11 protein-coding genes are annotated in these 14,293 nt (G+C 67.2%); 6 read left to right on the top strand and 5 right to left on the bottom strand.

Translation table 11 applies throughout. From position 1 onward, the window contains the following. Positions 1-45: 45 nt before the first annotated feature. Entirely contained in the window at positions 46-972 is a 927-nt protein-coding gene (locus JQ639_RS05160; protein WP_211969099.1) for a LysR family transcriptional regulator, read from the bottom strand. Positions 973-1,085: 113 nt separating this feature from the next. Between JQ639_RS05160 and JQ639_RS05155 the strand changes: the two genes are divergently transcribed. From JQ639_RS05155 to JQ639_RS05135, 5 genes are all read left to right on the top strand, one after another. Then, a complete protein-coding gene (locus JQ639_RS05155) occupies positions 1,086-2,327 on the top strand; it encodes a urate hydroxylase PuuD (protein ID WP_211969100.1) in 1,242 nt (413 codons plus the stop codon). Positions 2,328-2,338: 11 nt separating this feature from the next. Then, positions 2,339-3,604, top strand: a complete 1,266-nt coding sequence (locus JQ639_RS05150) for an allantoate amidohydrolase (protein WP_211969101.1) — start codon at positions 2,339-2,341, stop codon at positions 3,602-3,604. 22 nt (positions 3,605-3,626) lie between these two features. Continuing rightward, complete coding sequence (locus JQ639_RS05145) at positions 3,627-5,255, top strand: HAL/PAL/TAL family ammonia-lyase (protein WP_211969102.1); 1,629 nt, start codon at positions 3,627-3,629, stop codon at positions 5,253-5,255. A 78-nt stretch (positions 5,256-5,333) separates the two neighbouring features. Next, on the top strand, positions 5,334-6,698 hold the full coding sequence (locus JQ639_RS05140; protein ID WP_211969103.1) for an 8-oxoguanine deaminase: 1,365 nt from the start codon (positions 5,334-5,336) through the stop codon (positions 6,696-6,698). Positions 6,699-6,911: 213 nt separating this feature from the next. Then, on the top strand, positions 6,912-8,387 hold the full coding sequence (locus tag JQ639_RS05135) for a nucleobase:cation symporter-2 family protein (RefSeq protein WP_349644725.1): 1,476 nt from the start codon (positions 6,912-6,914) through the stop codon (positions 8,385-8,387). A 104-nt stretch (positions 8,388-8,491) separates the two neighbouring features. Here JQ639_RS05135 and JQ639_RS05130 read toward each other — a convergent pair whose 3' ends face one another. Further along, positions 8,492-8,740: a hypothetical protein gene (locus JQ639_RS05130; RefSeq protein ID WP_211969104.1), complete on the bottom strand. Its 249-nt coding sequence runs from the start codon at positions 8,738-8,740 to the stop codon at positions 8,492-8,494. 324 nt (positions 8,741-9,064) lie between these two features. Between JQ639_RS05130 and serA the strand changes: the two genes are divergently transcribed. Next, a complete protein-coding gene (gene serA, locus JQ639_RS05125; protein WP_349644726.1) occupies positions 9,065-10,333 on the top strand; it encodes a phosphoglycerate dehydrogenase in 1,269 nt (422 codons plus the stop codon). 73 nt (positions 10,334-10,406) lie between these two features. Here serA and JQ639_RS05120 read toward each other — a convergent pair whose 3' ends face one another. Genes JQ639_RS05120 through JQ639_RS05110 form a run of 3 tightly spaced genes read right to left on the bottom strand, consistent with a single transcriptional unit; the run spans position 10,407 to position 14,225 of the window. Continuing rightward, entirely contained in the window at positions 10,407-12,671 is a 2,265-nt protein-coding gene (locus JQ639_RS05120; RefSeq protein WP_211969105.1) for a xanthine dehydrogenase family protein molybdopterin-binding subunit, read from the bottom strand. Further along, positions 12,661-13,719, bottom strand: a complete 1,059-nt coding sequence (locus tag JQ639_RS05115) for an FAD binding domain-containing protein (RefSeq protein ID WP_211969106.1) — start codon at positions 13,717-13,719, stop codon at positions 12,661-12,663. Before JQ639_RS05115 ends, JQ639_RS05120 begins: the two co-directional genes overlap by 11 nt. Then, positions 13,716-14,225 carry a (2Fe-2S)-binding protein gene (locus tag JQ639_RS05110; RefSeq protein ID WP_211969107.1) on the bottom strand — a complete coding sequence of 170 codons (510 nt, stop codon included), beginning with the start codon at positions 14,223-14,225 and terminating at the stop codon, positions 13,716-13,718. Before JQ639_RS05110 ends, JQ639_RS05115 begins: the two co-directional genes overlap by 4 nt. Between the last annotated feature and the right edge of the window lie 68 nt (positions 14,226-14,293).

Raw genomic sequence — 14,293 nt, 5'->3', positions numbered from 1 at the left:
GGATGCGCGGATCAAGCCCGCGCATGACGCCGAGGATGGAGCGGCCTACATCTTCTTCCCGACCGTCGCGAGCTGCTTCGTCACATGGCGGCGGATGCCGTCGACCGACATGTCCACGAACGCCTTGACCCGCAGCGGCAGCATCTTCCGGGTGGGGTAGAGCACGCCCAGCGTCACCGGCTGTGGCGACGCCTCCGGCAGGATCTCCACCAGGCGGCCGCTGGCGATGTGCTCGGCGACCTCGAACAGCGGCATCATGATGATCCCTTGGCCAGCGAGTGCCCATTCGATCAGCACATCGCAATCGTCGGCGTCGAGCTGGCCGGACACCGGCAGGGTGGTCGGCTCGTGGTCGACCATCAGCGTCCAGCGAAACTGCTGTGAGCCGGGAAAGCGCAGCAGCAGGCAGCTGTGGCGGAGCAGCTCCGACGGCACTGCCGGCGTGCCGTGCTTTTCGAGATAGGCCGGGGAGGCGCACAGCACCCGCTCGATGTCGGCGATCTTGCGCAGCGTGAAGGTGGAATCCCGCAACTGGGCGAGGCGGATGGCAACATCGACGGATTCCTGCACCAGGTCGAGCAAGTGGTCCGACAGCCGCAGGTGAATGTCGGTCTCGATGTGCTCCTCGCGGTAGCGCGCGGCGAGGCCGCAGATCACCCGCCGCCCGAGGCCGAGGGGGGCGGTCACCTTCAGCGTGCCGCGCGGCGCGGCGCCGGCCTCGGTGACGCTGACCTCGGCGCGCTCGACGGATTCGATGATGTCGAGGCAGCGCTCGTAGAACACCCGCCCGGCCTCGGTCAGGTTCATGCGGCGGGTGGTGCGGCTGACAAGGCGGCAGTTGAGATGGGTTTCCAGCGCCTGGATGCGGTAGCTGATGACCGACGGAGACATCCGCAGGCTGCGCCCGGCCGCCGAAAAGCTTCCGGATTCGGCCGCCCGCATGAAAATCCTGACGTTTTCCAGCGAGATCATGGGACCTCCGATTTGTCGAATGTTTCGAAAGATATTCCCGAAATCCGTGGATGCGCAATGGAATTGGCCCGATTAGTGTATCGGGACCGGGAGTGGACGATCGGGAGAGGGCGATGATTCCGTATATTCTGGAGTGGGGGAGCCTGCTGCTGCGCTGGCTGCATGTGATTGCGGCCATGGCGTGGATCGGATCGTCGTTCTTCTTCATGCATCTCGACGCCAGCCTGCGGGCGGCGGCGGACATCCCGGCCGGCAAAGGCGGCGTCGGCTGGCAGGTGCATGGCGGCGGCTTCTACGAGATGCGCAAGTATCTGGTCGCCCCGGATTTCATGCCGGAGGAGCTGACCTGGCATAAGTGGCAGGCCTACACGACCTGGATCTCCGGCTTCTTCCTGCTGGTCTGGATCTACTACGCCCAGGCGAGCCTCTATCTCGTCAACCCGGATGTGCTTCCGCTCACCGGCCTGCAGGCCTCTGCCGTCGGCATCGGTGCGCTCGCGGGCGGCTGGGTGATCTATGACCAGCTCTGCAAGTCATCGCTCGGCAAGAACGAGACCGTGCTCGGTCTGATCGGCCTCGTGATCATCGTCGCGGCGAGTTACGGATTCACCCTGGTGTTCAGTGGCCGCGGCACGCTGATCCATGTCGGCGCGCTGATGGCCACCTGGATGGCCGGCAACGTGTTCATGATCATCATCCCCAACCAGCGCAAGGTTGTGGCGTCGCTGATGGCTGGCGAGGCCCCCGATCCCGCGCTCGGCAAGCAGGCGAAGCAGCGCTCGACCCACAACAACTACCTGACGCTGCCGGCTGTGCTGCTGATGCTGTCGAACCACTATCCGGTGCTCTACGCCAATCCGGCCGTGATCCCGCCGATCGTGTTCCTGATCACCATCTCCGGCGCGTTGCTCCGCCATTTCTACAACGTTCGGCACTCCGACCACGACAAGTCGCCGTGGTGGGTGTGGGCCGTGGTCGCCGTGGCGCTGTGGCTCACGTTCTGGATCGCGATGGCGTCGTCGCCCACCGGTCGGGCGCAGCTCGGCCTGTCGGAAGCGCCAGCTGCCGTGTCCACGGCGGCGGCGCAGCCGCACCAGCAGCCGCCGCCGGCCAAGGTGGTTGAGATTGTCACCTCGCGTTGCGCGATGTGCCATGCCGCCGAGCCGGTGTGGGACGGCATCCAGATCGCGCCGAAGGCGGTGCTGCTGGATACGCCGGCGCACATCGCCCGGCAGGCCGAGGCAATCAAGCTGCAGGCGGTGGTCAGCCGCGCGATGCCGCCGAACAACATCACCGACATGACCGTGGACGAGCGGCTCGCGCTCGCCGACTGGCTGCGTCGCGCGACCAACTGAGCGGAGGACCAATGTCTGATCCAGCCAAGGCGATTGTGGCGGCCGATGGTCTCGGTGATCGGGTGATGGCGCGCCTCGAGGCGCTTGCGGCGCTGACCGACGAGCCCGGTGCGTTGACACGGCTTTATCTCTCTCCGGCTCATCGCCGTGCGGTCGACGCCCTGACGGGTTGGTTCCGCGAGATCGGCGTCACGGCGACGGTCGATGCCATCGGCAATGTCGTGGCGCGCTATGAAGGCGAAAAGCCCGGGGCGCCGGCGCTGATCATCGGCTCGCACATCGATACCGTGCGCAACGCCGGCAAGTATGACGGCAATCTCGGCGTCATCGCGGGTCTCGTTGCGATCGAGGAACTGGCACGCCGCGGCGAGCGGCTGCCGTTCGCCGTCGAGGTCGTGGCCTTCGGCGACGAGGAAGGCGTTCGTTTTCCGGTGACGCTGTCGGGCTCGCGGGCGCTGGTCGGAACGTTCGATCCGGCGGGCCTCGATGCGCGCGATCAGGACGAGGTGTCGCTGCGCGAGGCGCTGGTGTCGTTCGGTTGCGATCCGGCCGGGATCGGCGCTGTCGCCCGCAACGCAAAGGACGTGCTCGGCTTCCTCGAGATGCATATCGAACAGGGGCCGGTGCTGGAGGCAGAGCACCTGCCGGTCGGCATCGTCACCGCCATCAACGGCGCGACACGCCTTGCCGTGACGATGCGCGGCGTTGCCGGCCATGCCGGCACCGTGCCGATGGCGCTGCGCCGCGATGCGCTGGCATGTGCCGCGGCGGGCCTTGTCGCGATCGAGGATCTGGCGCGGGGGCAGGCCGATCTCGTGGCCACGGTTGGCCGGATCGAGGCGAAGCCCGGCGCTGTCAATGTCATTCCCGGCGAGGTGCGCTTCACCATCGATGTGCGCTCGCCCGACGACGCGCAACGCAAGGCTGCTGTTGTGCAGATCCGCGAGCGCCTGAGCGCCATCGCATCGGAGCGCGGCATCACGCTGGACATCGCCACCACCCACGAGGCGGGTGCCTGCGCCTGCGATCCGGCGATCATCGCCCAGGTCGAGGACGCAGTGGTGCGTCAGGGCGTACGGCCGCTGCGACTGCCGTCCGGTGCCGGCCACGACACCATGGCGGTCGCCGCGCTCTGTCCGGTCGGCATGCTGTTCGTGCGCTGCGCTGGTGGCATCAGCCACAACCCGCTCGAGCAGATCACCGCAGGAGACGCCGACATGGCGATGCGGGTGCTGCTCGACGCCATTCGTCATTTCCGGCCCGTGCGGGCCGTCTGAACCGATTGCTGGAGACCCTGACATGACTGTTTCGATCGATGGCCTGACGCTGACCGGCGATCAGGTGCTGCGCGTCGCCCGTCCGACCGAGGGCCGCTTTGCCTCCGCCGCGCTCGATGCCGCGGCGCGCGCCAAGGTGGTCGCGGCGCGTGCCTACATCGACGCCAACTTCATGCGCGACGACGCGCCGCTGATGTACTCGTTCAACACCGGCGTCGGCCTGTTCAAGGACCAGCGCGTGATGATGGCCGAGATGGCCGAGTACCAGCGCAAAACCGTGTATGCCCATGCCACCGGCATCGGCGAACCGTTCGCCGAAGACGTGACGCGGGCCACCATGCTGTTGCGTGCCAACGCCTTTGCGTCGAACTATTCGGGTCCGCGCATCGAGGTGGTGGACCGTCTGCTCGCCTGCCTTAACGCCGGCCTGCATCCGGTGATCCCGCAGAAGGGCTCGGTCGGCGCCTCCGGCGACCTCGCGCCGCTCGCGCACATGTCGGGTGCGATCTGCGGCTTCGACGAGGCCGAGATGATCTACAAGGGCCGCCGCATGCCGGCGCGCGAGGCGCTGCGCGAAGCTGGGCTCGATGTCGACTTCCCGCTGTCCGCCAAGGATGCCTCGGCGCTGATCAACGGCTCGACCGTGTCGCTGGCGCTCGCGGTCCTGGCGATCGAGGATGCCAAACGCATTCTCAAGCATGCCGACATCGCCATGACGCTATCGCTGGAGTGCATGCGCGGCGAGCTCGCGGCGTTCGATCCGCGCGTCCATGCCGCGCGCCCGCACGAAGGGCAGGCGGCGAGCGCACGTAACATTCGCCGTATCGTCGAAGGCTCGCAGCGCTGCTCGGAAGAAGCGCGCGTAACCATCTATCCCGACGAGAACCGTGCGCCGGGCAAGCCGCCCGCGCCGCGGGTGCAGGACGTCTATTCGCTGCGCTGCACGCCGCAGGTGCATGGCCCGATGCGGGACGCGCTCGGCTATGTCGGCAAGGTCATCGGCACCGAGATCAACTCGGCGACCGACAACCCCCTGATCTTCGACGATGGCGAGGGCGGCTACACTTGCATCTCCGGCGGCCATTTCCATGGCCAGTACGTCGCCCAGGTGATGGACCTCTTGGCGATCGCCACCACCGATCTCGGTTCGATCAGCGAGCGCCGCCTCGCGCGGCTGATCGATCCGACCATGAGCTACGGCCTGCCGCGCAACCTGCTGGCCGGCAAGCGCGGTCTCAACACCGGCTACGCCACCGTACAGTGCTCGATGTCGGCGCTGGTGATGGAAAACCGCACGCTGTCGACGCCGGGCTCGGTGGACTCGATCCCCGGCAAGTCCAACGCCGAGGACCATGTCTCGAACTCGACCTGGTGCGGCCGCAAGGCGCGCACGGTGGTCGAGAATGTCGAGCAGATCGTCGCCTGCGAGATCCTGATGGCCGGGCAGGCGCTGTCTCTGGTCGAGGAACATGCCAAGGACCATCCGATCGGCAAGGGCAGCCGCGCGGCGCTCGAAGCGCTGCGCAGCGTGGTCAAGCCGGCGCTGTCGGGCGATCGCTGGTACCATCACGAGATGATCGATGCCCTGGCGCTGGTGCGCTCGGGCGCCATCGTGGAGGCCGTCGAAGCCGCCGTCGGTCCGCTCGAATAGCCGGCGTGCCTGCGGCGGAGCGCATCTCCGCCGCAGCTTTGCTCATGTCAAACGCCCGTCGCTCGACAGGATCGCGCCATGCCCCGGACTTTGCTCCTCAAGAACGCCGACCTGCTGGTGACCATGGACGACGCCCGTCGCGAGATTGCCGACGGCGGGGTCTATGTCGCTGACAACGCCATCGTCGCGGTGGGGGCCTCTGCCGAACTGCCGCAGGTGGCCGACGAGGTGATCGACCTCGCGGGCCATGTGCTGTTGCCGGGGCTCGTCAACACCCACCATCACATGTACCAGAGCCTGACGCGGGCGGTGCCGGCGGCACAGGACGCTGAGCTGTTCGGCTGGCTGAAGGCGCTCTATCCGATCTGGGCCGGCCTGACGCCGGAGATGGTGCATGTCTCGACGCAGACGGCGATGGCCGAGCTGATCCTGTCGGGCTGCACGACGTCGAGCGATCATCTCTACATCTATCCGAACGGTTGCCGGCTCGATGATTCCATTGCGGCGGCGGAGGCTATCGGCATGCGCTTCCATGCCGCGCGCGGCTCCATGAGCGTCGGCGAGAGCAAGGGCGGCCTGCCGCCGGACCGGGTGGTGGAAGAGGAGGCGGCGATCCTCAGGGATAGCCAGCGTCTGATCGAGACCTTCCATGATAGCGGCCGCTATGCGATGCGGCGCGTCGTGGTAGCGCCGTGCTCGCCGTTCTCGGTCAGCCGCGACCTGATGCGCGAGGCCGCACAGCTCGCCCGCAGTTATAAAGTGTCGCTGCATACGCATCTGGCGGAGAATGACAACGACGTCGCCTACAGCCGTGAAGTGTTCGGCATGACGCCGGCCGACTATGCCGAGGATCTCGGCTGGGTCGGCCGCGATGTCTGGCATGCCCATTGCGTCAAGCTCGACGAGGCCGGCATCAGGCTGTTCGGGCGCACCGGCACCGGGGTCGCCCATTGCCCGTGCTCCAACATGCGGCTTGCCTCCGGCATCGCGCCGATCGGGCGCATGCGGTGCGAGGGCGTGCCGGTGGGGCTCGGTGTCGACGGCTGTGCGTCCAACGATGCCGGCCATCTGCTCGGCGAGGCGCGCCAGGCGATGCTGCTGGCCCGGGTCGGTCACGGCCCGGCGGCGATGTCGGCGCGGCAGGCGCTGGAGATCGCGACACGCGGCGGCGCTGAAGTGCTCAACCGCGACGATATTGGTGCGCTGGCGCCGGGGATGGCCGCCGACATGGTGGCCTTCGACCTGCGCACCCTCGGCTTCGCCGGTGCGCGCCATGATCCGCTGGCCGCGCTGGTGTTCTGCGCGCCGGCGCAGGTCGCCGTCAGCGTCATCAATGGCCGCGTCATCGTGCGCGACGGGCACATCCTGACCATCGATTTGCCGGTGCTTGTCGAGCGCCACAACGCTCTGGCTCGTCGGTTGATCAACGGCGAAACGGCCTGACCGCCGACAGCGGCCGCAGGCTGAGTTCCATCTCCAGTTGTTTTTGTGCGGAACAACGCGACGGCGCAGATGCCGGCGCGCATGTCATTTTGCGAGCAGGTCGCCGCTCATTTTCGCAATTTTTACGGAAGTCCTTTCTGGCATGGCGGACTACCCGATGGCGGCGGTCTCGCCGATCATCCAGCCTATAAAATCATAAATGGAGGAATCGTCGTGCTATCGATCACCGATGGCGCTCGCAAGGAGCGTCCCGAAGACGTGCGGCTGGGGGCGGGAGCCAATCTGGCTTTCGGCTTTCAGCATGTCCTCACCATGTATGGCGGCATCGTCGCCGTTCCGCTGATCGTCGGCCAGGCTGCGGGATTGCCGCCGGCAGAGATTGGCCTTTTGATCACCGCTTCGCTGTTCGCAGGTGGTCTTGCGACCATTCTCCAGACCATGGGCATGCCGTTCTTCGGTTGCCGTCTGCCGCTGGTGCAGGGCGTGTCGTTCGCCGGTGTCGCCACCATGGTCGCTATCGTCACGAGCCGCGACGGCGGCGGTCTGCCGGCCGTGCTCGGCGCGGTGATGGCTGCGTCGTTCGCCGGCCTTCTGGTCACGCCGGTGTTCTCGCGGATCATCCGCTTCTTTCCGCCGCTGGTCACCGGCATCGTCATCACCACCATCGGTCTCACCCTGATGCCGGTCGCCGCCCGCTGGGCGATGGGCGGCAACAGCAACGCGCCGGACTTCGGCAGCATGGCCAATGTCGGCCTCGCTGCCATCACGCTGGTCCTCGTGCTGTTGCTGAGCAAGCTCGGCAGTGCCGCGATCTCGCGACTGTCGATCCTGCTTGCCATGGTGTTCGGCACGATGATCGCGCTCGCGCTCGGCATGGCCGACTTCTCGAAGGTCGGTACCGGTCCATCCATCGCGCTGCCGAGCCTGTTTCACTTTGGCTGGCCGACCTTCAACATCGCCGCCATCGTCTCGATGGCGATTGTCATCATCGTGACGCTGGTCGAGACGTCGGCGGACATTCTGGCTGTCGGCGAGATCATCGGCACCAAGGTCGATTCGCGGCGTCTCGGCGACGGCCTGCGCGCCGACATGCTGTCCAGCACCATCGCGCCGGTGTTCGGGTCGTTCACCCAGAGCGCGTTCGCGCAGAACGTCGGCCTGATCGCGGTCACCGGCGTGACCAGCCGCTTCGTGGTTGCAACCGGCGGACTGATTCTGGTGACGCTCGGCGTGCTGCCGGTGATGGGACGGGTCGTCGCCGCGGTGCCGCCGTCGGTGCTCGGCGGCGCCGGCATCGTGCTGTTCGGCACGGTGGCGGCGAGCGGCATTCGCTCGCTGTCCAAGGTGGACTACACCAACAACATGAACCTGATCATTGTCGCGACCTCGATCGGCTTCGGCATGATCCCGATCGCCGCGCCGCAGTTCTACGAACATTTCCCGGCGTGGTTCGCCACCATCTTCCACTCGGGCATCAGCTCTGCGGCGATCATGGCGATCGTGCTGAACCTGCTGTTCAATCATCTCCGGGTGGGCAATTCGGATCAGCAGTCGGTGTTCGTTGCCGGCACGGAGCGCATCATCCGCTATCAGGATATCGCCGTGCTTCATGACGGCGACTATTTTCTTAACGGCAAGCTCTACGACCAGAAGGGCAACGAGGTGCCGGTGATGGCGCACGCCCACTGACGGCGGCGCCGGAACGGACAGCGGGAAGGGCGCTGGCCCTTCTCCCAAACAATTCAGGCGGGGCTGATCGGCCCCGCCTGTGAATGATACGTGATCGGGGCGCCTCAGGCGCCCTTTTCGCACTTCTTCATGAAGCTGTTCTTGGCCGCGCCGGACAGCGGCTTGCCGTCCGAACTGACCGCCTTGGTGGCGCAGGTGTCGGCCATGCACTTCTTCATGAACGACGTCTTGGCCGCGCCCGCGAGCGCCTTGCCGTCCTTGCCGACCGCCTTCGTTTCGCAGGAGGTATCCTGGGCGAACGCAGCGCCCATCGTCAGCATCGACACCACAGCAGCAACAACGATCCGTTTCATGCTCGCCTCCTTTGCAACAGATCGCGCGAGTTTGACCTTGAAACGTTCGATGGATCAACGGCCTGCGCGGCATTTTCGTGCCGGTTTCGTGCTTTGGCTCCTGTGAAGCTGAAATGAATTTCCCCTATAGTATTGAAAATTAAAGGGTATTTTCCATGTTGAGTGGCATGATGAAAATATTGTTCTCGCGATTTTGCGATTGATTGGCGGTGTGTGCGTGCCATATGTGCGCCGGAAAACCGCGATCATGCGGGCGAATCCCGACCCGATGTCCGGCCGGGGCGCCGGACTGGTCGTTCATCACCGCCGAAGGATGCCGCGCTCGTGCCCATCTCCCAGTCTCCGTCTCCGCAACTGTCGCTCGCCAAGGACAAGATCCGCGTCCTGCTGCTCGAGGGGGTCAATGACAGCGCTGTCGAGCTGGTTACCGGCGCGGGCTACACCAATGTGACGCGCCTGCCCAAGGCGCTCGACGGCGCCGCGCTCAAGGAAGCGTTGCATGGGGTGCACCTCCTCGGCATCCGCTCGCGCACCCAGATCACGCCGGAGGTGCTCGAGGCGGCGGACCGCCTGATCGCGATCGGCTGCTTCAGCGTCGGCACCAACCAGGTCGATCTCAATGCCGCGCGCCAGCACGGCATCCCCGTGTTCAACGCGCCGTTCTCCAACACCCGCAGCGTCGCCGAACTGGTGATCGGCGAGATCGTCATGCTGCTGCGCCGGGTGATCGGACGCTCCAACGGCGCTCATGCCGGGCTCTGGGACAAGTCTGCGAACAACAGCCACGAAGTGCGCGGCAAGACGCTGGGCATCGTCGGCTACGGCAACATCGGCTCGCAGCTCTCCAACCTCGCCGAGGCGATGGGCATGCGGGTGGTCTATTACGACCACACCGACAAGCTGCGCCACGGCAATACCGAGCCGAGCACGAGTCTGCAGGACCTGCTGGGGCAGAGCGACATCGTCACGCTGCACGTGCCGGAGACCCCGGCGACCCAGGGGATGATCGGCCGCGACGAGATCCGGGCGATGAAGAAGGGCGCCTACTTCATCAACAACAGCCGCGGCACGGTGGTCGACCTCGATGCGCTGGCCGAAGCCCTGCGCGACGGTCATTTGCGCGGCGCGGCGGTCGACGTCTTTCCGGTCGAGCCGGGCGCCAATGGCGAGCGGTTCGTCACACCGCTGCAGGGCCTCGACAACGTCATCCTCACCCCGCACATCGGTGGCTCCACGGAGGAAGCGCAGGAGCGGATCGGCGCCGAGGTGGCGCGCAAGCTGATCGACTACAGCGACACCGGCTCGACGGTGGGCGCGGTCAACTTCCCGCAGGTGCAACTGCCGGCGCGCCCGCAGGGCACGCGCTTCATCCAGGTGCAGCGCAACCTGCCGGGCATGCTCGGCCGGCTGAACGATGTGCTGGCGCGGCGCTCGGTCAATATCGCGGCGCAGTACTACGAGACCTACAGCGACGTTGGTTATGTAGTGCTCGACGCGGATGCGTCCGCAGCCGACACCCAGCAGGTGCTCGCCGACATCCGGGCGCTCGACGGCACGATCCGCGCGCGGTTGCTGTACGAATACAAGAACTGATCACACGGTTGAGAAAAGAAGCGCCGGGGCGAGGTCCCCGGCGCTTTGCGTTTGGGAAATGCTGCAGCCGTGTTCAGTGCGGCGTCAGCAGGTGGTCGAGCCGGATCGGGAAGTGACGCGGCCGGACCCCGGTCGCGTGCCACACTGCATTGGCCACGGCGCCGGCGCTGCCGGTGACCCCGATCTCGCCGACGCCCTTGATGCCGAGTGCGTTGACGTGCGGATCGTGCTCGTCCACCGTCACGACGTCGAGGGAAGGAACGTCCGCGTTCACCGGCACATGGTACTCGGCGAGGTTGGCGTTCAGCGTGCGACCGCTGCGCCGATCCATGACCGCCTCCTCGTGCAGCGTGAACGACACGCCCCAGATCATGCCGCCGAGCAACTGGCTGCGCACCATGCGCGGGTTGATGATCCGTCCCGCGGCGAAGGCGCCGACGAGCCGGCTGACCCTGATCTGGCCGAGGTCGGGATCGACCTTGACCTCGGCGTACACCGCACCATGGGCATGCATGGCGTAGGTTGACTGAGCGGCGGGATCGGCGGCGCCGTTGCCGCGCGCCTCGACTTCGGCAAGGCCCGCACGTGCGAGTATGTCGCCGTAGCTCTCGCTGCGGCCGTCGTCGTCGCGGCGAAACAGGCGGCCGTTGCGCGCCGTTACGCCGGCGTTGTCGGCGCCGAACAGCGGCGAGCGACGGTCGGTGGTGGCGAGCGCCGCCAGCTTGGCGATCACCGCCGCGCCGGCATTGTGGATCGCCATGCCGGCGGTGGCGGTGTGTGCGGAGCCGCCGGCGATGCCCGCGTCCGGCAGGTCCGAGGTGCCGGCCTGGAAGGTGACGGCATCGACATCGAGGCCGAGCGCATCGCCCGCGATCTGGGCGAGGGCGGTCCACGCGCCCTGGCCCATGTCATGGGCGCCGGTTTCCATCACGCCCGAGCCGTCGCGCCGCAGCACCGCACGGGCTTCCGCCGCGAACATCAGCGCCGGGAAGGTCGCCGTGCCCATGCCCCAGCCGACCAGGAAGCCGGCCTCGTCGCGCATCTGCCGCGGCGCCAGCGGTCGCCGTGCCCAGCCGAAGCGCTCTGCTCCCTGCGTATAGCACTCGCGCAGGGCCTTGGAGGAGAACGGCTTGCCGGTCATCGGCTCGATGTCGGCATAGTTGCGCAAGCGGAAGGCGAGGGGGTCCATGCCGCAAGCGTGCGCAGCCTCGTCGATGGCGCTCTCGAGGGCCAGCGAGCCGGTGGCTTCGCCGGGCGCGCGCATGAACAGCGGCGTGCCGGTATCGACGCGCACGGCATCATGGGAGGTCGCGATCGCCGCGCTGGCGTAGAGCGAATGCGAGGCGTTGGCCGCTGGCTCGTAGAAGTCGTCGAAGCTGCTGGATGCGATGCGCGCGTGATGATCGATGGCGGTCAAGGTGCCGTCGGCGGCGACGCCGAGCCGCAGCCGCTGGCGGCTCGCCGAGCGGTGGCCGACCGGGCCGTACATCTGGTCGCGGCGCAGCACCAGCTTGACCGGACGTCCGACAAGCCTTGCGGCCAGCACGCCGAGGATCTGCGGGCCGGAGATCAGGCCTTTCGAGCCGAAGCCGCCGCCGAGGAACGGGCTGCGGATGTGGATGCGATCCGGCGGCATGCCGAGGAGGCCGGCGAGGCGCCCCTGGGCCATGGCGAGGCCCTGGGTCGGGGTGTCGATGGACAGGATGTCGCCGTCCCACGCGGCGACGATGGCGTGAGGTTCCATCGCGTTGTGGTACTGCAATGGCGTCTCATAAGTTGCCTCGACGCGGTGCGCGGCATGGCCGAGCGCGGCCTCGACATCGCCATGCCGCTCACTCGCGGGATTGCCGACGCCCACGGCCGGTGGCACGAACGGCTCGCCGGCATCGAGACCGATGCGCGGCGGCAGCACGTCGTAACGCGGCGCGAGCAGTGCTGCGCCTTCGGTGGCGGCCTCGAGCGTCTGCGCGATCACCACGGCGATCGTCTGCTGCGCATAGCGCACTCCGTCATTCTGCAGCAGATCGAGGCGGAACATGAACGGGTGGGCCTTGGCGTCGGGATCGTCCGCCAGCGGTGGACGGTTCGCCGGCGTCATCACCTCGACGACGCCAGGATGGGCCTTGGCCGCGGCGACATTGAGAAACGCGACGCGCCCGCGGGCGATGCTGCTGGTCGCGAGCACGGCATAGAGCATGCCGGGCGGATGGTTGTCGGCGGCATAGCGCGCGCGACCGGTCACCTTGAGCACGCCGTCGCGGCGCGTCAGCGGCTGGCCGATGTTCGACCCCTGTCGCAGGTGGGCGGGGTCGCGGGTGAGACTGATCTCAGAGGACATGAACGGCTCCGGGAACCGAGGAGAACGGCGAGGCAGGCAGCGCAGGCACACGATCCGGCGTGCCGGCGGCGGCCAGGCTCAGGGCGCGGACGAGGGTGCGCCGCGCCAGCTCGATCTTGAAGGCATTGTCGCCGGACGGTGTCGCCCCGGCGAGAGCGGCCTCGGCGGCATTCTGGTATGCGGCCCGGGATGGCGCTGTGCCGGCAAGCGCGCTCTCCGCTTCGCGTGCCCGCCACGGTTTGGCTGCGACGCCACCGAGCGCCAGCCGCGCCGCCGTGATCTTGCCATCGGCGACGGTCAGCGCCGCGGCCGCCGACACCACGGCAAAGGCGTAGGAGGTGCGCTCGCGCACCTTGAGGTAGCGCTCGTGTGCGGTGAAGGCACGGGCCGTGGCAGGCAGCCGCAGCGCGACGACGAGATCGCCGGGCGCGAGGGCGGCCTCTCGTTCGGGTGTCACGCCGGGCAGACAGTGCAACGCTTCGAGCGCGATTTCACGTCGTCCGTCACGGCCCTCGATTTCGACGACGGCGTCGAGCGCGACCAGCGGCACGCAGAAGTCGGATGGGTGAGTGGCGATGCAGTGCTCGCTCCAACCGAGCACGGCATGCAGGCGGTTGTCGCCGCCGCGGGCGTCGCAGCCCGCGCCCGGCGTGCGCCGGTTGCAGGCGCTGTCGGCGTCGTAGAAGTAGGCGCAGCGTGTCCGCTGCAGCAGGTTGCCGCCGACGGTGGCGGCGTTGCGCAGCTGGGCGGAGGCGCCGGACAGCAGCGCTTCGGCGACAGCAGGATAATCTTTGGCGAAATCGCGATCGTGCGCGAGATCCGCATTGCGCACCAGGGCGCCGATCCGCACGCTGCCGTCGGCGTGATGCTCGATACGATTCAATTCGGGCAGGCGCGAAATGTCGACGAGGCGTGTCGGCTGCGTGATGCGGCCCTTCATCAGGTCGAGCAGGTTGGTGCCCCCGGCAAGGTAGGCGGCGCCGGGTTCCCCGGCCGCCGCGACAGCTTCGGCGATCGATGCCGGACGAACATATTCGAATTCGTTCATGCCGCGCGCTCCTCGCTGGTCGTCGTTTCGGTGCGGGCGAGGGCGCGCTGCGCTTCGATCACGGCTTCAGTGATGCCGGCATAGGCGCCGCAGCGACAGAGATTGCCGCTCATGGCTTCGCGAATGCGCTCGGGATCGTCGCCGGTCTGCGCTTCGCGGATCAAGCCGATGGCGCTCATAATCTGGCCGGGGGTGCAGAAGCCGCACTGGAAGCCGTCATGGGCGATGAAGGCGGCTTGCACCGGATGCAGCGTGTCGCCATGGGCGACACCTTCGATGGTGAGGATGTCGGCACCGTCGAGGCTGGCGGCGAGGGTGAGGCAGGAGTTGATACGGCGGCCGTCGACCAGCACGGTGCAGGCGCCGCACTGGCCGCGGTCGCATCCTTTCTTGGTGCCGGTGAGGTCGAGACGTTCGCGCAGGAGGTCGAGCAGCGTCACGCGCGGGTCGTCCAGCGCGACATCACGCCGCTCACCGTTGACGGTGAGGCGGATCAACATGTTCATACGGTGTTCCGATCGATGCTATGGTCAGCAGAATCGTCAGGAGTCGTCGCTGCCCGGCAACGCGTCGG

The organism is Bradyrhizobium sp. U87765 SZCCT0048, assembly GCF_018131225.1.
GTDB lineage: Bacteria > Pseudomonadota > Alphaproteobacteria > Rhizobiales > Xanthobacteraceae > Bradyrhizobium_A.
This window is presented reverse-complemented; position numbering and strand designations above follow the sequence as displayed.

Coding starts and splice junctions, on each gene's coding strand:
- JQ639_RS05115 (WP_211969106.1), bottom strand. CDS start 13,719: ATGAACGAATTCGAATATGTTCGTCCGGCATCGATCGCCGAAGCTGTC.
- JQ639_RS05145 (WP_211969102.1), top strand. CDS start 3,627: ATGACTGTTTCGATCGATGGCCTGACGCTGACCGGCGATCAGGTGCTG.
- JQ639_RS05140 (WP_211969103.1), top strand. CDS start 5,334: ATGCCCCGGACTTTGCTCCTCAAGAACGCCGACCTGCTGGTGACCATG.
- JQ639_RS05110 (WP_211969107.1), bottom strand. CDS start 14,225: ATGAACATGTTGATCCGCCTCACCGTCAACGGTGAGCGGCGTGATGTC.
- JQ639_RS05160 (WP_211969099.1), bottom strand. CDS start 972: ATGATCTCGCTGGAAAACGTCAGGATTTTCATGCGGGCGGCCGAATCC.
- JQ639_RS05150 (WP_211969101.1), top strand. CDS start 2,339: ATGTCTGATCCAGCCAAGGCGATTGTGGCGGCCGATGGTCTCGGTGAT.
- JQ639_RS05155 (WP_211969100.1), top strand. CDS start 1,086: ATGATTCCGTATATTCTGGAGTGGGGGAGCCTGCTGCTGCGCTGGCTG.
- JQ639_RS05130 (WP_211969104.1), bottom strand. CDS start 8,740: ATGAAACGGATCGTTGTTGCTGCTGTGGTGTCGATGCTGACGATGGGC.
- JQ639_RS05120 (WP_211969105.1), bottom strand. CDS start 12,671: ATGTCCTCTGAGATCAGTCTCACCCGCGACCCCGCCCACCTGCGACAG.